We start from the raw sequence: 16,413 nt of genomic DNA on the forward strand, positions 1-16,413 counted from the left end.
CAACTGTCCGCACCCCCTTTCGATTCCTGCCTGACGAGCCCCGGTTATGGCAGCTCGATCGTCTTGTGATCCTTCGATTCCTTGTAGAGCACGATCGTCTTGCCGATGACTTGGACGAGCTCGGAGCCGGACTCCGCGGCCACCCATTCGCCGACTTCCTTCGGATCTTCCGAGCTGTTGTTGAGCACGTTCACCTTGATGAGCTCGCGCATCTCGATCGCTTCCTCGATATGGCGGATCAAATTATCGTTCATGCCGGCCTTGCCCACCTGAAAAATCGGGTTCAAATGATGCGCCAGCGAACGCAAATGGCTCTTCTGCTTGCCTGTTAACATAGGTCATGTTCCTTCTCTCGTCAAATTAACTTGGGGACTGCAGCGCCGCCAGCACCGTTTCGCGCATGGCTGCCGCGGGAGCGGGCTGCCCCGTCCAGTATTCGAAGGCGTAAGCGCCTTGGTAAATAAACATCCCGAGCCCGCCGTGGACGAGGCATCCCCGTTCCTTCGCTTCCTCCAGGAACCGGGTCGTCAGCGGATTATAGATAAGGTCGCTGGCGATGCTTCCCGGCCGGAGCCATTCGCCGCCCAGCGGCGAGGCGTCCACGTTCGGGTACATGCCGAGCGATGTCGTATTGATGACGATGTCGCTGTCCGCGCACGCGGCGCGAAGCTCGTCCCGGCCGATCGCGCGAATGTCCGGCACGAGGCCGCGGAACGCATCCGCAAGCTCCTCCGCCCGGGCCACGGTCCGGTTCGCGATCGTCACGGACGCGGCGCCTTCCCGGGCAAGCGCGTACAGGATACCGCGCGTCGCGCCGCCGGCGCCGACGATGAGCACGCGGGCCCCCGTCAGATCGGAGCGCGCTTCTTCCTTCAAGGATCGGACGTAGCCGATGCCATCCGTATTGTAGCCCGTCAAACGTCCGCCGTCGTTCACGATCGTATTCACCGCGCCGATGGCCTGCGCGCTCTCGTGAATCTCGTCCAATAACGGCATGATCGCGAGCTTATGCGGAATCGTCACGTTCACGCCGCGGATGCCCATGGCTCTCACGCCCGCGACGAAATCGCCCAGGCGGTCGTCCGTGATATGAAAAGCCGTATAAATGCCGTTGATGCCGCATTCCCTAAAGGCGCGGTTCATCATGACCGGCGATTTGGAATGCCGGATCGGATCCCCGATGACGCCGTAGAGGACCGTATGACTGTCCACCGTATTGCCCATTCCCCACTTCACTCTCCCCACAAGCGTGATGAATCGGCGATTAAATCAGCGCGTCGCGGGTCAGCACCCGGATCCCCTTCGGCGCATGAATGTCCACGATCGCGCCGTCCTCGCCGTTCACGTGTATCCAGCCGAGACCGGAGACGAAGATATCGGTGTCGACGCCCCGGCGGATCGTAAGGCGGTGACGCGTCCACGGCGGCATTGCTTCAAGCTGCTCCCGCGAAGGCGGCGCCAGCAGTTCCCCCTTGTGGTCCGCGAACAGCTCGTCCGCGCGCTCCAGCTTCGTCCGGTGCACCTGCAGCGCGTTGGAGACGTATATCGAGAACGATTGGCGGTTGCCTTCGATGAAGTCGAACCTCGCCAGCGCCCCGAAAAACAGCGTTTGTCCCGCGTTCAACTGGTACACGAGCTGCTTGATCGGCTTGTCCGGGAGCAGGGCGCCGAGCACGTCGCGCTCCACGATCTCCGTCATGCGGTGCCGGTAAACGATCCCCGGCGTATCGATGATGTCCCTGCCGTCGTCGAGCGGGATATGCACCGCATCGAGCGTCGTGCCGGGATAACGCGAGGTCGTCAGCTCGCGCTCCATGTCGCTGTAATCGCGGATCAACCGGTTGATCAGCGTCGATTTGCCGACATTCGTCGCGCCCACGACGTAGACGTCGCGGTCGCCGCGGTGGCGGCCGATCGCCTCGATCACCCGTTCGAAGCCGATATTGCGCTTGGCGGAGCAGAGCGCGATATCGACGACCTTCAGCCCCTCCGCCTTCGTCTGCTTCTGCACCCAATTGAGCAGCCGGTTCGGGTTGATGCCCTTCGGCAACAGATCGATCTTGTTTACGACGAGCAGCACGGGATTGTTGCCGACGAACCGCTGCAGGCCGGAAATCAGGCTGCCTTCGAAATCGAACAGATCGACGATGTGGACGACCAGGCTGTTCGTCCCGGCGATGCTGCCGAGCAGCCGCAGGAAATCGTCGTTATCGACCGCGACCGATGCCGCTTCATTATAGTTCTTGATTCGGAAACACCGCTGGCAGATCGCAGGTTCCTTGGCCAGCGCCGAAGCCGGGATATAGCCCAGCTTCTCCGCCGTTTCGGTTTGCAGCTTGATGCCGCATCCCGCGCACGACGCCGCGCCTTCTTCTTGCTGTTTGATCATGAATTCCGTTCCTCCTCGGGCCAGAGCCCTTTCTTCCGCAGACGGGACAGGGCGACCTTCTCGAGCAACCGGTTGAACCGGGTCATGATGCCCTCGTCATCCGGCGCGATCGGTCTGACCAGAATCGTGAACAGCCCCATCCTTCTACCGCCCAGCACGTCGGTCATCATCTGGTCCCCGATGACGGCCGTCCGCTCGGCGGGCAGGCCGAGTTCCTTCAGCGCCCGCACGAAAGCGGCGTTCGCCGGCTTGCGCGCGGCATGCACGTAAGGAATTCGGAGCGGCTTCGCGAATTTGGACACGCGCGTTTCGTTATTGTTCGATACGATGACGACCTTGAAGCCGAGATCGCGCACGTCGTCGAGCCATTTGACCAGCTGCGGCGTCGCGAGCGGCACTCTTGCGCCGACAAGCGTATTATCGAGATCGGTAATGATTCCTGAGACGCCCTGCTCTTTGAGGGCATGCAGATTGATATCGTAGATGGTATTGACGCGCATTTGCGGCAACAGCCGTTCGAACATAATTTCGACTCCCCTGTCATGGCTATCACGCAAACTATACCATAACTTGCGAATTTGTTGCAAAAACACGCAGGCGCCCGAAAAGCCGCACCGAGCGCGGTCAGGAAACGCCACGTCCTCCCGATGTCGCAAAAAAGCCGGCGCGGATGCATACGCACCTTAGCCGGCTCCATGACTCCCATCAGCCCAAATGCTCGCGGATTTGTTTCATCGTCGCCGATACCCGGTCCGCTTCCTCCTGGGACATCGACTTGCTGCTGTACATCGCCTGCTCGAAAGCATGCTGCACGATGCTGAATTGCGACTGCAGGGACGTTAGACGAACCGACCAGCGGCTCATGGTCTCCCTGACCGTTTCGTTGCCCTGCACGTCCAGCCCCTTCCTGCGGCAATGCTTGATCAGCCGGTTCGTCTCGCTTACGATCCGGGCGTTAATCGTGTCCGAGCCGCCGCGATAGCGGCGAAGCACCGCCGGGAACGCGCGGTACGAGTAGACGGCGAGCGCCAGCGCCAGCGCGCCCGCAGCCGCCCAGAACATCCACGGCTTCACTTCGAAGCCGCCGTCTTCCTGCACCGGTTCGACCGGCGTGCTGACGTCGTCCGCGGGATCGACCTGCGCGGGGGCTTCCGGTTCGTCCTTAGGCAGCGCGTACGGATAGCTGAAGCCGGGCGTTGCCTCGAACGGCAGCCAGCCGTAGCCGTTGAAATAAATCTCGACCCAGGAATGCGCGTCCGCGTTGCGTACGGTATACGTGCCGGCGCCGTCCGGATTCGCGTTGACCGCGTCGGGAATGCCTTGCATCTGCTGGAGGCTCGGATTGCCCGGCAGGCTGCCGGAGGAATATCCCTTCACCCATCTGGCCGGAATCCCGAGCGAGCGCGACATGACCGCAAGGCTCGTGGAGAAATAATCGCAATAGCCTTCCCGGATCTCGAACAAGAACGCATCGACGAAGTCCTTGCTTGATTTCTTGCTCAAATCCGGCGTGTTCGTATAGTTGTAGTTCAATTGCAAATAGCTGATCAATGCCCGCACCTTATCGTAAGGGGTTGCCGCATCCTGGGTCAGCTGCTGCGCAAGTTCGGCGACGCGATCCGGCAGCCCCTTGGGCAGCTCCAGGTAGATGCTGCCGATGCCGCCCGCCGGTTCGGCCGCCGCTCCGCTGCGAAGCGCGTTCTCGTCCAGAACGGGCACGTTCGATTGCACGGTATATGTCTTGGGATAACGAACCGATGCCCCCTTGGCCAGCCGCAGTTCCCAAGAGTCGGGCAGCCAGCTCATCGCCGGAAACGCATCCGCGCTGTCGTTGATCTTCGTCACCTTCGTGATCGGCCCCGCTCCGAACAGCACGGGGTACTTGTCCTTGCGGACCATCTCGACCGTCTGGTCGACGACCTCCGTCGCCGTGGTCTTCGGAATGCCGTTCGCCGGAAGCCCCTTGCCCGGAGCGACGCCGGCCTGAGCCGCTTCGGCCTTTTCTTCCGGCGATTCCAGCCAGCCGGTGCCGTTGTAGAGCGCCCTCGTCTCGCCGCGCCAATAGCTGCGGTAGTTGGTCGTCACCGTCATGACGGGCGTGTAGTCGAACGTGAAGCCGCCGCCGAGGACGCTGTCGTTGCGGCTGTAGCCTGACCGGGTATCGGCGTTGTTCTTGGTGGTCGCCACCGTGATGGCCTTATCGCCGACGAACGAAGGCACGGTCTCGCCGCGCGATTCCTTCCATGCCGTATACGGATCGGTCAGCACCGGCTTCACCGTGGGAACGAACAGCCCCGCGGCCATGACGAGCGTCAGGATGAGCAGGATCGGCAGAAACAGGCTGAGCGGATATTCGACCATCTGCGCCCAATTGTCCGGGTGGCGTTCCTTGAAGCCCGCGAAATGGCTGGCGACCAGCCAGCCCAGGCCGATGAATACGATCCAAGCGATCTCTTCCCACAAATAGATCGGCGTGAAAATCGAGTCCGCGACCGTCAGCGACAGTACCGCAACGCCGGCAAGCAGCAAAATAAAGATTCGCTTGTACCGAAGAAGAACGAGTATATGAAAGGCGGCCAACACGCCGAGGCTGATCCAGAGAAACGGGTTCAGCTCCCCGAATTGATAGCCGATCCAATGGAACCAATCCATGATATTCCGGCGGCTGCCTTCGAACGGAAGCCACTGAAAATCGGTGAACGCGACGTTCAATCCGGCAAGGGCGATCAGCTGAAGCCCGATCGACAGCCCCTTGGACGGAATGAGCAGGTTTGCCAAGGCTGCCGCGAGCAAGACGCCGTTTACGATCGTGAACGTCTCGCTCCACCAGTAATCGCCGAGGCAGCGGATCCATTGATAGATCATGAGCGCCGCGAAGCAGGCGGAGATTTTGCGGTACACGTCCGCGGAAAGCCAGCGAAGGGCCATATGTCGGAATGCTGTCATGCTCGGCCTCCTTCCAGCGCTTCGGGCAGTTCCTGAAGCTTGCCGATCGTATAGACGGTAAAGCCGCTTCTGCGCAGCAGCCGCAGCCATTCGCCCGAACGGATATCGCTGACCTTGCTGCCGCGAGGGTCCTCGGGCCGTTTCAAATGAATGAGCACCGGCACGACGCCGGTGCGGTTCAGCCATTCCATGGCGCGGATCGTCTCCTCGCCCTCCTGCGGGCTGACGATGATGACGAAGGAACCCGCTCCGGCGATGGCTCCGGACTGCCGGATCGCGCGGTACAGCGGCTGATCCCCGTCCGCCTGCACGCGCACGAGGTGCTTCAGCATCAGCTCGCGCTGGTCGGCCGACGCATTCGGCGCGTAGCCCTCATGCTTGGCCCCGACCGAGATCAGCCCGACCGCCGTCGAGCGCCTAAAGCCGAATTCCAGCAGGGAAGCCGCGGCGGATACGGCGAGCTCGAATTGCTCGTTCCGGCCGTAAGCGCCGGAATACCGGTCCAGCATGACGATCATGCGCGGCAGGGACTCGCGTTCGAACTCCTTGGACTTCCATTGGCCGGTCTTGGCCGTCGCGTTCCAGTGGATGCGGGAAAGCCGGTCGCCGTATATATATTCGCGGACGCCGTTGATTTGCGTCGTTTCTTTCGAGGACAAGCGCGAAACGGACGTGGAGAACGGCCCTTTCGAGCCGCGCTTCATCTGCCGCCAGTCGCGAATGGCCGCAGTGCGCGGATAGACGCTGAACGGCACCGACGACTGGAACGTCCCCGAATGCTCGAACAACCCGAATATATCGCGCGTGGAGCATTCCGTCGATTCGAAATGGTACACGCCCCGCTCCAGGGGAGGCGTCATATAATTAATATTTCCCGCCCGGCGGTAGTTGGGCACGAACGAAGCCTCGAACGGGACGGAGCTGCCGTTCTGGGCGACCAGGCGGTCGCGGACGAGCACGTACGGAATCGGCCAGAAGCCGGGAATCTGCACGTCGATATTCACTTCCAGCCGCGAGCCCGCCACGAGCGCCTGCTCCGTCGGCGCATTCCCGCCGTAGTTCAGCCTGCGCTCTCCGGCGACTTGCGCGATCCCGCTCCAACGGCCGAACACCAGGTATATGAGCAGCACGTTGAAGATGCAGAACAGCATCAGCGACGTTTTCCCGCCTTGAAACAGCACGAACAACAATGAGGCTATATAAAGAAACCCGATCAGCCGCCACCTGAGTATCGTTGCTTTCGCCGTCAACATAAACGTTAACGCTCCATTCGGACAGGTACGCTCGTCTCGCCGACGACCGCCTGCACGACATCCTCCGTGGTCAAGCCGTTCATTCGGGATTCCGTATGCAGAATGATCCGATGCGCCAGAACGGACGAGGCAAGCAGCTTGATGTCGTCGGGTATGACGTAATCGCGTTCCTGCAGGTACGCGTTCGCCCTGGCGGCCGCCGTGAGCGAGATCGCCGCCCGCGGGCTCGCGCCCAGCTGCACGCCGCTATGCTCCCGCGTGCCGCGGATGATGCGGATGATATAGTCGGCGACGGCGGCGTCGAGGTGCACCCGTTTTACGTCCTCCATCATCTGCGCGACCTGCGAGGCGGTGGCGACGGGCTCGAGCAGCTCCGCCGGCGACGTGGCGTGAGGCGATACGATCATTTGGCGCTCGGTCGCCGCATCGGGATACCCGAGCGAGAGTTTCATCATGAAACGGTCCAGCTGCGCCTCGGGCAGCGTGTACGTGCCGTCGAATTCGATCGGATTCTGCGTGGCGATCAGCGTGAACGGCACCGGCAGGCTGTACGTATCGCCGTCGACCGTGATATGGCGTTCTTCCATCGCTTCGAGCAGCGCGGATTGCGTCTTGGTCGTCGCGCGGTTGATCTCGTCCACGAGCACCAGGTTCGCCATGACGGGACCCGGACGGAACATGAAGGTTTCGTTCTTCGGATGGTAGATGGCTACCCCCGTTATATCCGACGGCAGAAGATCGGGGTTGCATTGAATCCGGCGGAATTGGCCGCCGATCGTGCGCGCGAGCGCTTTGACGAGCTGCGTTTTCCCCGTGCCCGGAACGTCTTCGATCAGAACGTGGCCGCCGGCCAGCAGCGCGGTGAGCAGCCGCTCGATTTCGGCTTGTTTTCCCAGGATGCAGCTCTCCAGATTGCGGCGGATTTCATTGCTTAAACGGTATTCCGCGGTACGTGTATCCATGAACATTCCTCCCGGAAAAGTGCTAGATAATGAGTGCAGTTTCTAGTCCTATTATTTTACAGAAAATACAGAGTCCCGTATAGCGCAGAACCGCCAAAAAAAATTGGAGATTCCCACAGGGAACCTCCAATTTCGCTGGTAAATGCTGCCGTTACCCCTTCGGCCTGACGGCGAGCGCCGCCAGGAAGGAGAAAATGATCGCCGCGGATATGCCCGCGCTCGTGATGTCGAAGATCCCGGTGATGATCCCGATCCACCCGTCCCGGTTGAGCTCCGTGATCGCGCCGTGCACCAGCGCGTTGCCGAAGCTCGTGATCGGCACCGTCGCGCCTGCGCCCGCGAACTTGATGAGCGGATCGTACCAGCCGATGCCGTCCACGATCGCGCCCGCCACTACAAGCGTCGCCATCGTATGCGCCGGCGTCAGTTTCGCGACGTCGAACATCAGCTGTCCGATCAGGCAAATGCCGCCGCCGACGATGAATGCCCACAAATAAATCATGCTGCCCTGCTCCTTTCGTATGGTTAGTTGTGCATGGGACTTTCGATCGCAACGGCATGCGCGATACAGGGAATCGTCTCCCCCTGCTGGTAGGACAAGGGCGACAGGAGCGCCCCGGTCGCGCAGACGAGAATGCGCTTCAGCTCGCCTTTCTTCAGCCGCTTCAGCAGATGCCCGTACGTCACGACGGCGGAGCAGCCGCAGCCGCTTCCGCCCGCCTGCACCTTCTGGTTCTGCACGTCGTACACCATCAGCCCGCAGTCGCCGAACACCGTATCCTCCATCGGAATGCCGTCCCTGGCGAACAGATCCTTGGCGATGCCGTGGCCGACGGTGGCCAGATCGCCCGTCACGATGAGATCGTAGTCCTTCGGCTGCCTGCCCGTGTCGTTGAAATGCGCCGTCAGCGTATCCACGGCCGCCGGGGCCATCGCGGCGCCCATGTTGAACGGGTCCGTGATGCCGAGATCGACGATTTTGCCGATCGTCGCGCATTCGACGACCGGCCCCTCGCCCTCCGGCGCGATGACGACCGCTCCCGCGCCCGTTACGGTATACTGCGCGGTCGGCGGCTTCTGCGCGCCGTATTCCGTCGGATACCGGAACTGCTTCTCCGCCGTGCAGTTATGGCTGCAGGTGCCCGCGAGCACGTATTGGCCGGAGCCGGAATTGACGATCAGCGAGGCGAGCGCAAGCGACTCCATCGAGGTGGAGCAGGCGCCGAACACGCCGAGATAGGGAGCGCCGATCGTACGGGCCGCGAAGCTGTTGCTGATGATTTGGTTCATCAGATCGCCGCCGACGTAAAACTGCAGCTGCTGCTTGTTGACTTTGGCTTTGTCGAGCGCCATCTGGGACGCCTGCTCCAGCAAGAGGCGCTCCGCCTTCTCCCAGCTCTTCTGCTGCATGTCGAGCTCCGGATGGACGAGGTCGAAATCGGCGGCGAGCGGACCTTCCCCCTCGTCGGGACCGACGACCGTCGCTTCGCCGATGATGACGGGACGTTGATCGAACCACCATGTTTGTTTTCCGCGCAGCATCGTCAGTGTCCCTCGATTCCGAAAATCAGATAGACCAGCCCGACGAAAAACGCGGCGACGACGCCGAATACGATGACCGAGCCGGCCAGCTTGAACATGTTGGCGCCGACGCCCAGCACGAGCCCTTCGGCGCGGTGCTCGAGCGCCGCCGAGCACATGGAGTTGGCGAAGCCGGTGACGGGAACGGCCGAACCCGCGCCGGCCCACTGGGCGATTTTGTCGTAAACGCCGAGGCAGGTCAGGATGACCGAAATCAGGATCAGCACGGCCACGGTCGGGTTGCCCGCCGCCGTCCGCGACATGTGGAGGCCGTACACGAACACCTCGGATATGGCTTGTCCCACGATGCAGATCAAGCCGCCGATCAGAAAAGCGCGCACGCAGTTGGCCAGGATCGATCTCGAAGGCTCCCGCGTTTTGGCGAAGTTTTGATATTCTTTGGGCGACATCGACATCTTTTTGTATTTGTTTTGTCCCGCGCTCTTGGTTGCGATAGTGGTACCCTCCTCTTGATGGTCTTTAAAGGAGTATGCGTCATCCAAGGTTTCTTTATGCCAGAATTGGCAGGGTTCGCGGCAAGGGAAAGTCCGACCGGAAACGCCTCATAACCCTCGTTCCCGCGCATCGGAAACGAAGGTTATGAGGCGGAAAGCCCGGACGTTCCAAGGGCTCAAAACAGCGCAACCACCAACAAAACGACCAGCAGCACGTAAAGCACCAACGCCAGCAGCATGAAGATGCCGCGCAAATCGCGTTCAAAGGGCATTCGAAGAAACTCCTCTCGGCCGGGATAGGCTTCTGGGTTATCCTATGCGGGCGCTTGCGGAGCGGCGACATATCCGGCCCATATTCCCGCGCCTCAGCCGGAATTCCGGACGACCAGCCGCGCGGAGAGGATGATCTTCTCCGGCAGGGAACCGGGCTGGGTCAGCTTGCGGACGAAGGCTTCCACGGCCCGAATGCCGAGCCGTTCCTTCGCCAGATCCACGGTCGTAAGCGGTACGGAAGCTTCCATGCCAGGCGCCGTATTGTCGATGCCGACGACGCGGATGCCGCTCCCGCCTAGCCCCTTCTCCGCGAGCAGCTGCAGCAGGCAGAGCGCGATGTCGTCATTGGCGCAAATAAAGCCTTCCGGCAGGCTGCCTTCGGCTGCGGCGGCGTCCAAGCGCCGTTCGAGCACCGCCTGCCATGTCCGCCATTGCGCGCCGCCGTACGGGATGGTCCATTTCTTCAATTGGGGAAGGAACTCCCCGCGGTTGCCGGGATCGGCGGAGCCTTCTTCGCCTGCTGCATTCGTCGCGTTGAAGGCGAGGTTAGGCGCGCTTGCAGCAAGGCTCTGCGCGCTATCGGCGCGGCCAGGCGTGCTTGCGTTGCCGGTCGGCGCGCTTGCGGCGCGGGGCGGCACGCGCCGCGTCTCCTTCGCTTCGTCCAACGCCAGCCTGCAGCCCCACCAGCGTTCCCGAAAACTGACCGCAAAGCTGTCCCTGCCCATGAACACGAGCGCCGCGCAGCCTTGGGACAGCAAATGATGGCAGGCCATGCGGCCCGCTTCCGCATTGGCGTTCAGCACGGCGTCCGCGCCGGTCAGCGGCGCTTCATGGTCCGCCAGCACCATCGGCAGGCCGAAGCGCGCCAGCTGCAGCAGCGTGCCGAGCGGGCAACTGCCGGCGATGATAAATCCCAACGCGCGCCGCTCGGATCCGCTAATGCCGAGCAGCTCCGGGAGCTCGTCGAAAGCATAAGCCGATTGGCCGAACGTGAAGAACCTCGGCGTCAGCCCCCGCTGCCTGCAGCCCGCCTCCAGCCCCTCGACGACCCGTTTCCAGAAGTTCGGTTCCTTCGCGTGGCGCTCGTCGAGGCCGATGAAGAGCAGCGGACCGTCTTCTCGGGGCGAGATTGGCCGTTCCGGCGGTACGGGGTTGGTGTCCGTCTGAAGCAAGTGCTGCGGCTCGGGCATGGACTGCTGTTCGGATTTGGGCCGTATCTCCGGAGTAGACCGGATGTCCTGTATCAACCGTATTTCCGGCATGGGCCGAGGCTCCGTTAAGAACTGCGGCTGTCCTCCCCTTCTGCCCGACGCCCGAAGATCGTACCCGAGCGCTTCCGCGAGCGCCGTCACCTCGAGGCGCGTCGCTTCGCTGACGCCGGGCTTGCCGGCAAGCGCTTGCGACACCGTGTATTTGGACACGCCGAGCCTGTCGGCGATATGCTGCATCGATATTTTCCGAGCCATTGCAGGCGCCTCCGTTCCGTGAGCGGGAAGTCGTTATCTTCTCCGTTGACTTTTGTCTATTTTACCTCTAAAGTGGGCCCGGACAAAGCATCTTTTACCTAACAAACCTAACAAATCCCGGACAATACTTACCGACGAGAGGCAGTGAAGAAGAAATGGGCAATCCTCACATTCTGTTTTACGACGAAAGCTTCCCTTACGCGGGCGAACGTCCGGATGCGGCATCGATCGCGCGCTTGCGCGAAAGCTTCCGGGTCGTAACGGCATCCGAGCTGGAAGACGCGCTGCGCGACGCGGCCGTGTACGTGCATTTGCACGGAGCTTACTTCCCGAAATCCGCTTGGCCGGCCATCCTCGCGCATGCTTCCGAAGGCAAAGGTCTGATCGCCGCCGGCGGCGCGCCGTTCAAAACGCCGGTCAACGGCACGGACGGCAGCTGGACGCCGGAACCGGACCAAACCGCATACCACCAGCAGCTCCATATTCACGAGGCGCTGCCCGTGACGACGGAAGGCATCGCCAAGCTCGCGCATCATCGGGAGATTCCGCTCTTCGCAGGCAGCGAGCCGCTCTTCGCGATCGAGCCGACGTTCGGGCTCGTGCTGCACGTGACCCGCACGGACGACCGTCCGGGCGAGCTCGGTTCCGCCGGCCCGATCGACGCGCATCTCTATCCGCTCTTGAAAGGCATCAGCGGAGACGGCCTGGAGCGCGAACGCTCCGCCCCCGCCGTACTGCTCGAGCATACGAAAGGACCGTTCGCCGGCAGTCGGATGATTTTCGTGAACCAGCGGTTGGGTTCCCCGTTCTGGTCCGGCAGCGGCGCGGAGGCGCTGGCGCGCTGGGCCGAGTTCGCGGCGGCCGGCGTCACGGAGCTGTGGCTGAAGCCGAACTACGGCTCCTATGAACGGGGGGAGCGTCCCGTTCTGATGTTGCAAGGCCAGCAAGTGCTTCAGACGCGTACGGAACGCGTCAGCTCCAGCACCGCGGCTTGGTCGTTCAAGCTTCGCATCCTGAAGGCGAATAACAGCGAAGTCGGCGAGCCCGTGCCGTCGTATGATTACGACGGCGGGAATTTCACCGAGGTTTGGCGTACGGAAGCCGTGCTCGAGATCGGCCGCGAGCTCGTCATCCAGCGTATTGTTACGCCTTTGGACGCGGAAACGGGCTTCTATGCCGTCGAGTGCGAAGCCGTGTCCCCGACCGGCGAACGCCGTCTCCTGCGCCAAGGCTTCTGGGGCATGGATCAAGCGCTGCTGGAATCCGGCGAGATGATCTCGTGCGACCGCGATTATTTCATCAAGAACGGACGGCCGCTGCCGATCGTCGGCATGACCTACATGACGAGCGACGTGGCCCGCAAATTCCTGTTTCTGCCGAACGCGGCCGTCTGGGACCGCGACATGGCGCAAATGAAGCGCGCCGGCATCAACTCCATCCGGACCGGCGTCTGGACGGCATGGCGCAGCGTCATGTTCGTCGACGGCCACCCGTACGAGGAGGTGCTTCGCGCGATCGACGCCCTGTTCCTGACCGCGAAGCGGTACGACATGGAAGTGACGTTCAATTTCTTCGCCTTTACGCCGGAAGCCTGGGAAGGCGTCAACCCTTACCTCGACCCGCGCAGCGTGGAAGCGCAGAAGCGGTTCATCGCGGCCATCGTAACGCGCCATAGGAATTCGAAGCACGTGCACTGGGATCTCATCAACGAGCCGTCCATGTTCGATCCGAAACGGATTTTCAAGGGACCGCGTTCCGCCCGGGATCCGTTCGAGAAAGCCGCTTACCTGGCGTGGCTGCGCGAGCGCCACGGCGAGATCGGGCTGCTGCAGGAGCGCTGGAACATGACGCCCGCCGAGCTGCCGTCGTTCGATGCCGTCGTGCTCCCGGAGCCGGACGACATCAATTTCGGCACGACGGAGAACGTCGCCAAACGCGGCGGCCAGTGGCTCGATTACACGCTGTTCACGATGGACATGCACAACCGCTGGGCGTCCCAATTGATCGAGACGATCCGTTCCATCCAGCCGAAGCAGCTCGTGACGGTCGGCCAGGACGAAGGCCTCGGCAAGCAGCGTCCTTCCCCGTTCTTCTACGCGGAAGCCGTCGATTATACGACCGTGCACTCGTGGTGGCTGATGGACAATCTCGTGTGGGACGGCATCTTCGCCAAGGCGCCGGACAAACCGAACCTGATCCAGGAGACGGGCATCATGTACGTGGAAACGCCGGACGGACGCGCGAAACGAAGCGAAGAAGAGCTGCGCAACATTCTCGAGCGCAAATACGCCTATTCGTTCTCCACCGGCGGCGCCGGCGCCGTGCAGTGGATCTGGAACATCAATTTCTACATGAACAATGTCAACGAATCCAATATCGGCGCGCTGCGCGCGGACGGCACGGAGAAACCGGAGGCGGCGGTCTCCTATGATTTCGGCGCCTTCATGGCGGGCATCCGCGATCTGTTCAAGGATCGCCAACTCGAAGAGGTGGCCGTCGTCTATCCGTACTCCAACGACTTCTCCAACCGCAACCTGGCGTACGACGCGACGACCCGCGCCATCCGCACGCTGTCGTATGCGATGAACGTCCATGCTTTCGGGGTAGGCGAATATCAGCTGGGGTCGCTCGCCGCGGCAAAGCCGAAGCTGATCCTCGTGCCGAGCGCGCACAACTTCAGCGGAGCGGCGCTGGAGAAGCTCGTATCCCATGTCGAGACGCACGGCGGCACGCTGCTGTTCACCGGGCCGCTCGGCTTGGACGAATACTGGCGGCCGGTTCAGCCGAAGGCGGACGCGCTCGGACTCGGCGCCGTCGGCAACCTGCTCCGCGAAGAGCTGCTGGAGCTGAACGGCAAATTCCTGCCGGTCTCGTTCGGCGGAACGCGTATCGCGGACAGCAACAAAGGCCTGGCGGCTTCGGCGGAAGGCGGCCCGGCGAAGCTGACGGCACTGAACCTCGGCGCGGGAAGCTTGCTGTACTGCCCGCTGCCGATCGAGCTGAACGAACGTCTGGAGCCGCTGCTGGCGGTGTACGGGGAGGCCATTGAGCAAGCAGGCGTCGAGGCCGAGCTGGAATGGCTGCACGGGGGCGAACTGCCCGGCGTATACGGGCGCAAGCTGACGTTCGCGGCCGGCTCGCTCTACGTCTTCGTCTCGGAATTCGCCTGCGATGCCGCGATCGAGGTCCGCGACCCGAAGACGGGCGTGCGCTACGCGTTCTCGCTTCCGCAGGAACGGACGGTCATGTTCGCCGCGGACACCGGCGGCAAGCTGCTCGGCGTATACCGCCCGGATGAAATCGCGATCGAGGTTCGATAAGCCGGCAGCTTCCATGCTCGGCATAGCGGGACAATAAAAAGGCGAGCGCGTTCCCTCGAGGGGACGCGCTCGCCCTTTTTCATTTGCCTTTTCTCTTACGCTTTCCGCTTACCTTGTTGCCTCTCCGCTTACCTATTTGCCTTAGCGATAACCCTTTGCTTATTAACCGTCACCTGCTTAGGCTTCGACCCACGTCGTCTTGCTTGCCGCCGACGACCGTTTCGCCTGGGGCGGCGCCATGTCGGGAACGCCCAAATAAATAAAGCCCAGCATCTTGTCCTGCGGACGCAGGCCGAACGCTTCGTTCATGAGCGGGTGATAGCAGGGCTCTCCGCTCCTCCACACCGCCCCCAAGCCGAGCGCATGGATCGTCAGCAGCATATTTTGAATCGCCGCGTTGACGGCGCCGTATTCTTCCAGCTCGATGACGTCCTTGCGTTCCGCCGGAACGACGGCGACGGCGATGACGACCGGCGCGCGCAGCGCTTTCTTCTTGGCGTCCTCGGCTTTGGCTTGCAGCGCCTCCGCATCCAAGCCTGCGCCCGCCTGCGCCACCGCGATCGCCGCCAGTGCTTCGCCCAGCTTGCCGCGGCCTTCGCCGCTCAGCACGAAGAACCGCCAAGGCTCGGTCAGCCGATGATTCGGCGCCCAGACGGCCGCGTCCAGTATTTGCTCGATCGTTTCTTTCGCGACCGGCTCCTGCGTTACTTTGCCGATGCTTCTTCTAGTGCGAATCGCTTCGATAATGTCCATGTTCGTCTCCTGTTCTCTACCAACGGTTTGATAGACTTATTGTAGCATAGCCGCGGGTAAAATTTGAACGGGCGGACGGCGCCGCTCATGCGCCGGCGCGCAAAAAAAGTCCCGATCGGACCGGCAATCGCCGGTCCGATCGGGACGCTTTCGCTTACTGCCAGCTTAAGCCAAGCCGGCTGCAAGGTAGACTTTATCGAAACCGGCTCTCGAACGGGCCAGCAAGCCTTCCGCAGTGTCCGCCGGCGCTTCCGCCGACAGGATCTCCTGCGTGACGGAGCCTTTGTAGCCGATCGCGTTCAGCGCCTTCAGGAAGCCGCCCAGATCGATGACGCCTTCGCCCGGGTACAATCTGCCGTTATCGCGGGCTTCTTCCACGGGCACGTCCGGCGCGTCGTTGATATGCACGTGCACGATCTGATCCGGCGTCAACGCTTCGATGGCGGAGAGACCGAGGCCGTTCGTGTACCAGTGATAGGAGTCGAACAGCAGGCCGACGTTCGGCTCGCCGATGGCAGCGATCCAATCCAGCGTTTCTTCCACCGTCCACAGGAACGGATTCGCCCAAGCGGTCCGCAGATGATGCGGGCCGACGAATTCGAGGCCGAGGCGGATGCCGTAAGCGCCGAGAATTTGCGCGCAGGTGCGCAGCCGGCGCGTCGCGATCACGGCGAAATGCGCCGCCTTGTAATCCGTCGCGGGCAGCACGTACGTGCAGCAATTGCGAACGCCGAGCGACGCCGCGGCCGCGGCTTCTTCCGCCAGCTTCGCGAGGCCGGCGCGGAAAGTGTCCTCCGAATGCCGCCACTCCGCGGACAAGCCGATGGAGCCGATCGTCACGCCGTTGTCCGTAAGCAGCTTGCGAGCGCCTTCGAGGCCGTTGCGGTCGATCAAGCCTTTCGCGTCGATGTCGACGGTTTGAAAGCCGTATTCGCCGGCAAGCGCGATGAAGCGCTCGTCGCTGCCGATATCGCCGAGTCCGGCGCGGGAAAGTCCTTTTAACATATGCTGTCAG

The 16,413-nt window shown here is 62.1% G+C and carries 14 protein-coding genes; 1 reads left to right on the top strand and 13 read right to left on the bottom strand.

The window, feature by feature from the left end; all coding sequences use genetic code 11:
- Positions 1–44: 44 nt before the first annotated feature.
- The 11 genes from yhbY to AC50YL_RS03780 form a co-directional block, all read right to left on the bottom strand.
- Entirely contained in the window at positions 45–335 is a 291-nt protein-coding gene (gene yhbY / locus AC50YL_RS03730; RefSeq protein ID WP_494829389.1) for a ribosome assembly RNA-binding protein YhbY, read from the bottom strand.
- A 25-nt stretch (positions 336–360) separates the two neighbouring features.
- Complete coding sequence (aroE, locus tag AC50YL_RS03735) at positions 361–1,224, bottom strand: shikimate dehydrogenase (protein ID WP_494829391.1); 864 nt, start codon at positions 1,222–1,224, stop codon at positions 361–363.
- Positions 1,225–1,264: 40 nt separating this feature from the next.
- Positions 1,265–2,389, bottom strand: coding sequence for a ribosome biogenesis GTPase YqeH (yqeH, locus tag AC50YL_RS03740; RefSeq protein ID WP_494829393.1), 1,125 nt, complete (start codon positions 2,387–2,389; stop codon positions 1,265–1,267).
- Complete coding sequence (locus AC50YL_RS03745; RefSeq protein WP_494829395.1) at positions 2,386–2,913, bottom strand: YqeG family HAD IIIA-type phosphatase; 528 nt, start codon at positions 2,911–2,913, stop codon at positions 2,386–2,388. Before AC50YL_RS03745 ends, yqeH begins: the two co-directional genes overlap by 4 nt.
- 181 nt (positions 2,914–3,094) lie before the next feature.
- Positions 3,095–5,335: a transglutaminase TgpA family protein gene (locus tag AC50YL_RS03750; RefSeq protein WP_494829396.1), complete on the bottom strand. Its 2,241-nt coding sequence runs from the start codon at positions 5,333–5,335 to the stop codon at positions 3,095–3,097.
- The gene (locus AC50YL_RS03755) at positions 5,332–6,588 is read right to left on the bottom strand and encodes a DUF58 domain-containing protein (protein ID WP_494829397.1); all 1,257 of its coding nucleotides are present in this window, start codon (positions 6,586–6,588) and stop codon (positions 5,332–5,334) included. Before AC50YL_RS03755 ends, AC50YL_RS03750 begins: the two co-directional genes overlap by 4 nt.
- Positions 6,589–6,593: 5 nt before the next feature.
- Complete coding sequence (locus AC50YL_RS03760; RefSeq protein WP_494829398.1) at positions 6,594–7,550, bottom strand: AAA family ATPase; 957 nt, start codon at positions 7,548–7,550, stop codon at positions 6,594–6,596.
- Positions 7,551–7,701: 151 nt separating this feature from the next.
- On the bottom strand, positions 7,702–8,052 hold the full coding sequence (gene spoVAE, locus AC50YL_RS03765) for a stage V sporulation protein AE (protein ID WP_161741176.1): 351 nt from the start codon (positions 8,050–8,052) through the stop codon (positions 7,702–7,704).
- Positions 8,053–8,075: 23 nt separating this feature from the next.
- Positions 8,076–9,092, bottom strand: coding sequence for a stage V sporulation protein AD (gene spoVAD / locus AC50YL_RS03770; RefSeq protein ID WP_494829399.1), 1,017 nt, complete (start codon positions 9,090–9,092; stop codon positions 8,076–8,078).
- Between the two features lie 2 nt (positions 9,093–9,094).
- The gene (gene spoVAC / locus AC50YL_RS03775; RefSeq protein ID WP_494829793.1) at positions 9,095–9,547 is read right to left on the bottom strand and encodes a stage V sporulation protein AC; all 453 of its coding nucleotides are present in this window, start codon (positions 9,545–9,547) and stop codon (positions 9,095–9,097) included.
- A gap of 404 nt (positions 9,548–9,951) precedes the next feature.
- Complete coding sequence (locus tag AC50YL_RS03780) at positions 9,952–11,325, bottom strand: LacI family DNA-binding transcriptional regulator (RefSeq protein ID WP_494829401.1); 1,374 nt, start codon at positions 11,323–11,325, stop codon at positions 9,952–9,954.
- 155 nt (positions 11,326–11,480) lie between these two features.
- Between AC50YL_RS03780 and AC50YL_RS03785 the strand changes: the two genes are divergently transcribed.
- Complete coding sequence (locus AC50YL_RS03785; RefSeq protein ID WP_494829403.1) at positions 11,481–14,645, top strand: beta-galactosidase; 3,165 nt, start codon at positions 11,481–11,483, stop codon at positions 14,643–14,645.
- A 177-nt stretch (positions 14,646–14,822) separates the two neighbouring features.
- Here AC50YL_RS03785 and AC50YL_RS03790 read toward each other — a convergent pair whose 3' ends face one another.
- Positions 14,823–15,398 carry a nitroreductase family protein gene (locus tag AC50YL_RS03790; RefSeq protein ID WP_494829405.1) on the bottom strand — a complete coding sequence of 192 codons (576 nt, stop codon included), beginning with the start codon at positions 15,396–15,398 and terminating at the stop codon, positions 14,823–14,825.
- A gap of 165 nt (positions 15,399–15,563) precedes the next feature.
- Entirely contained in the window at positions 15,564–16,403 is an 840-nt protein-coding gene (locus AC50YL_RS03795) for a sugar phosphate isomerase/epimerase family protein (RefSeq protein ID WP_494829407.1), read from the bottom strand.
- Positions 16,404–16,413 lie beyond the last annotated feature (10 nt).

Source organism: Paenibacillus sp. J22P277, assembly GCF_059383675.1.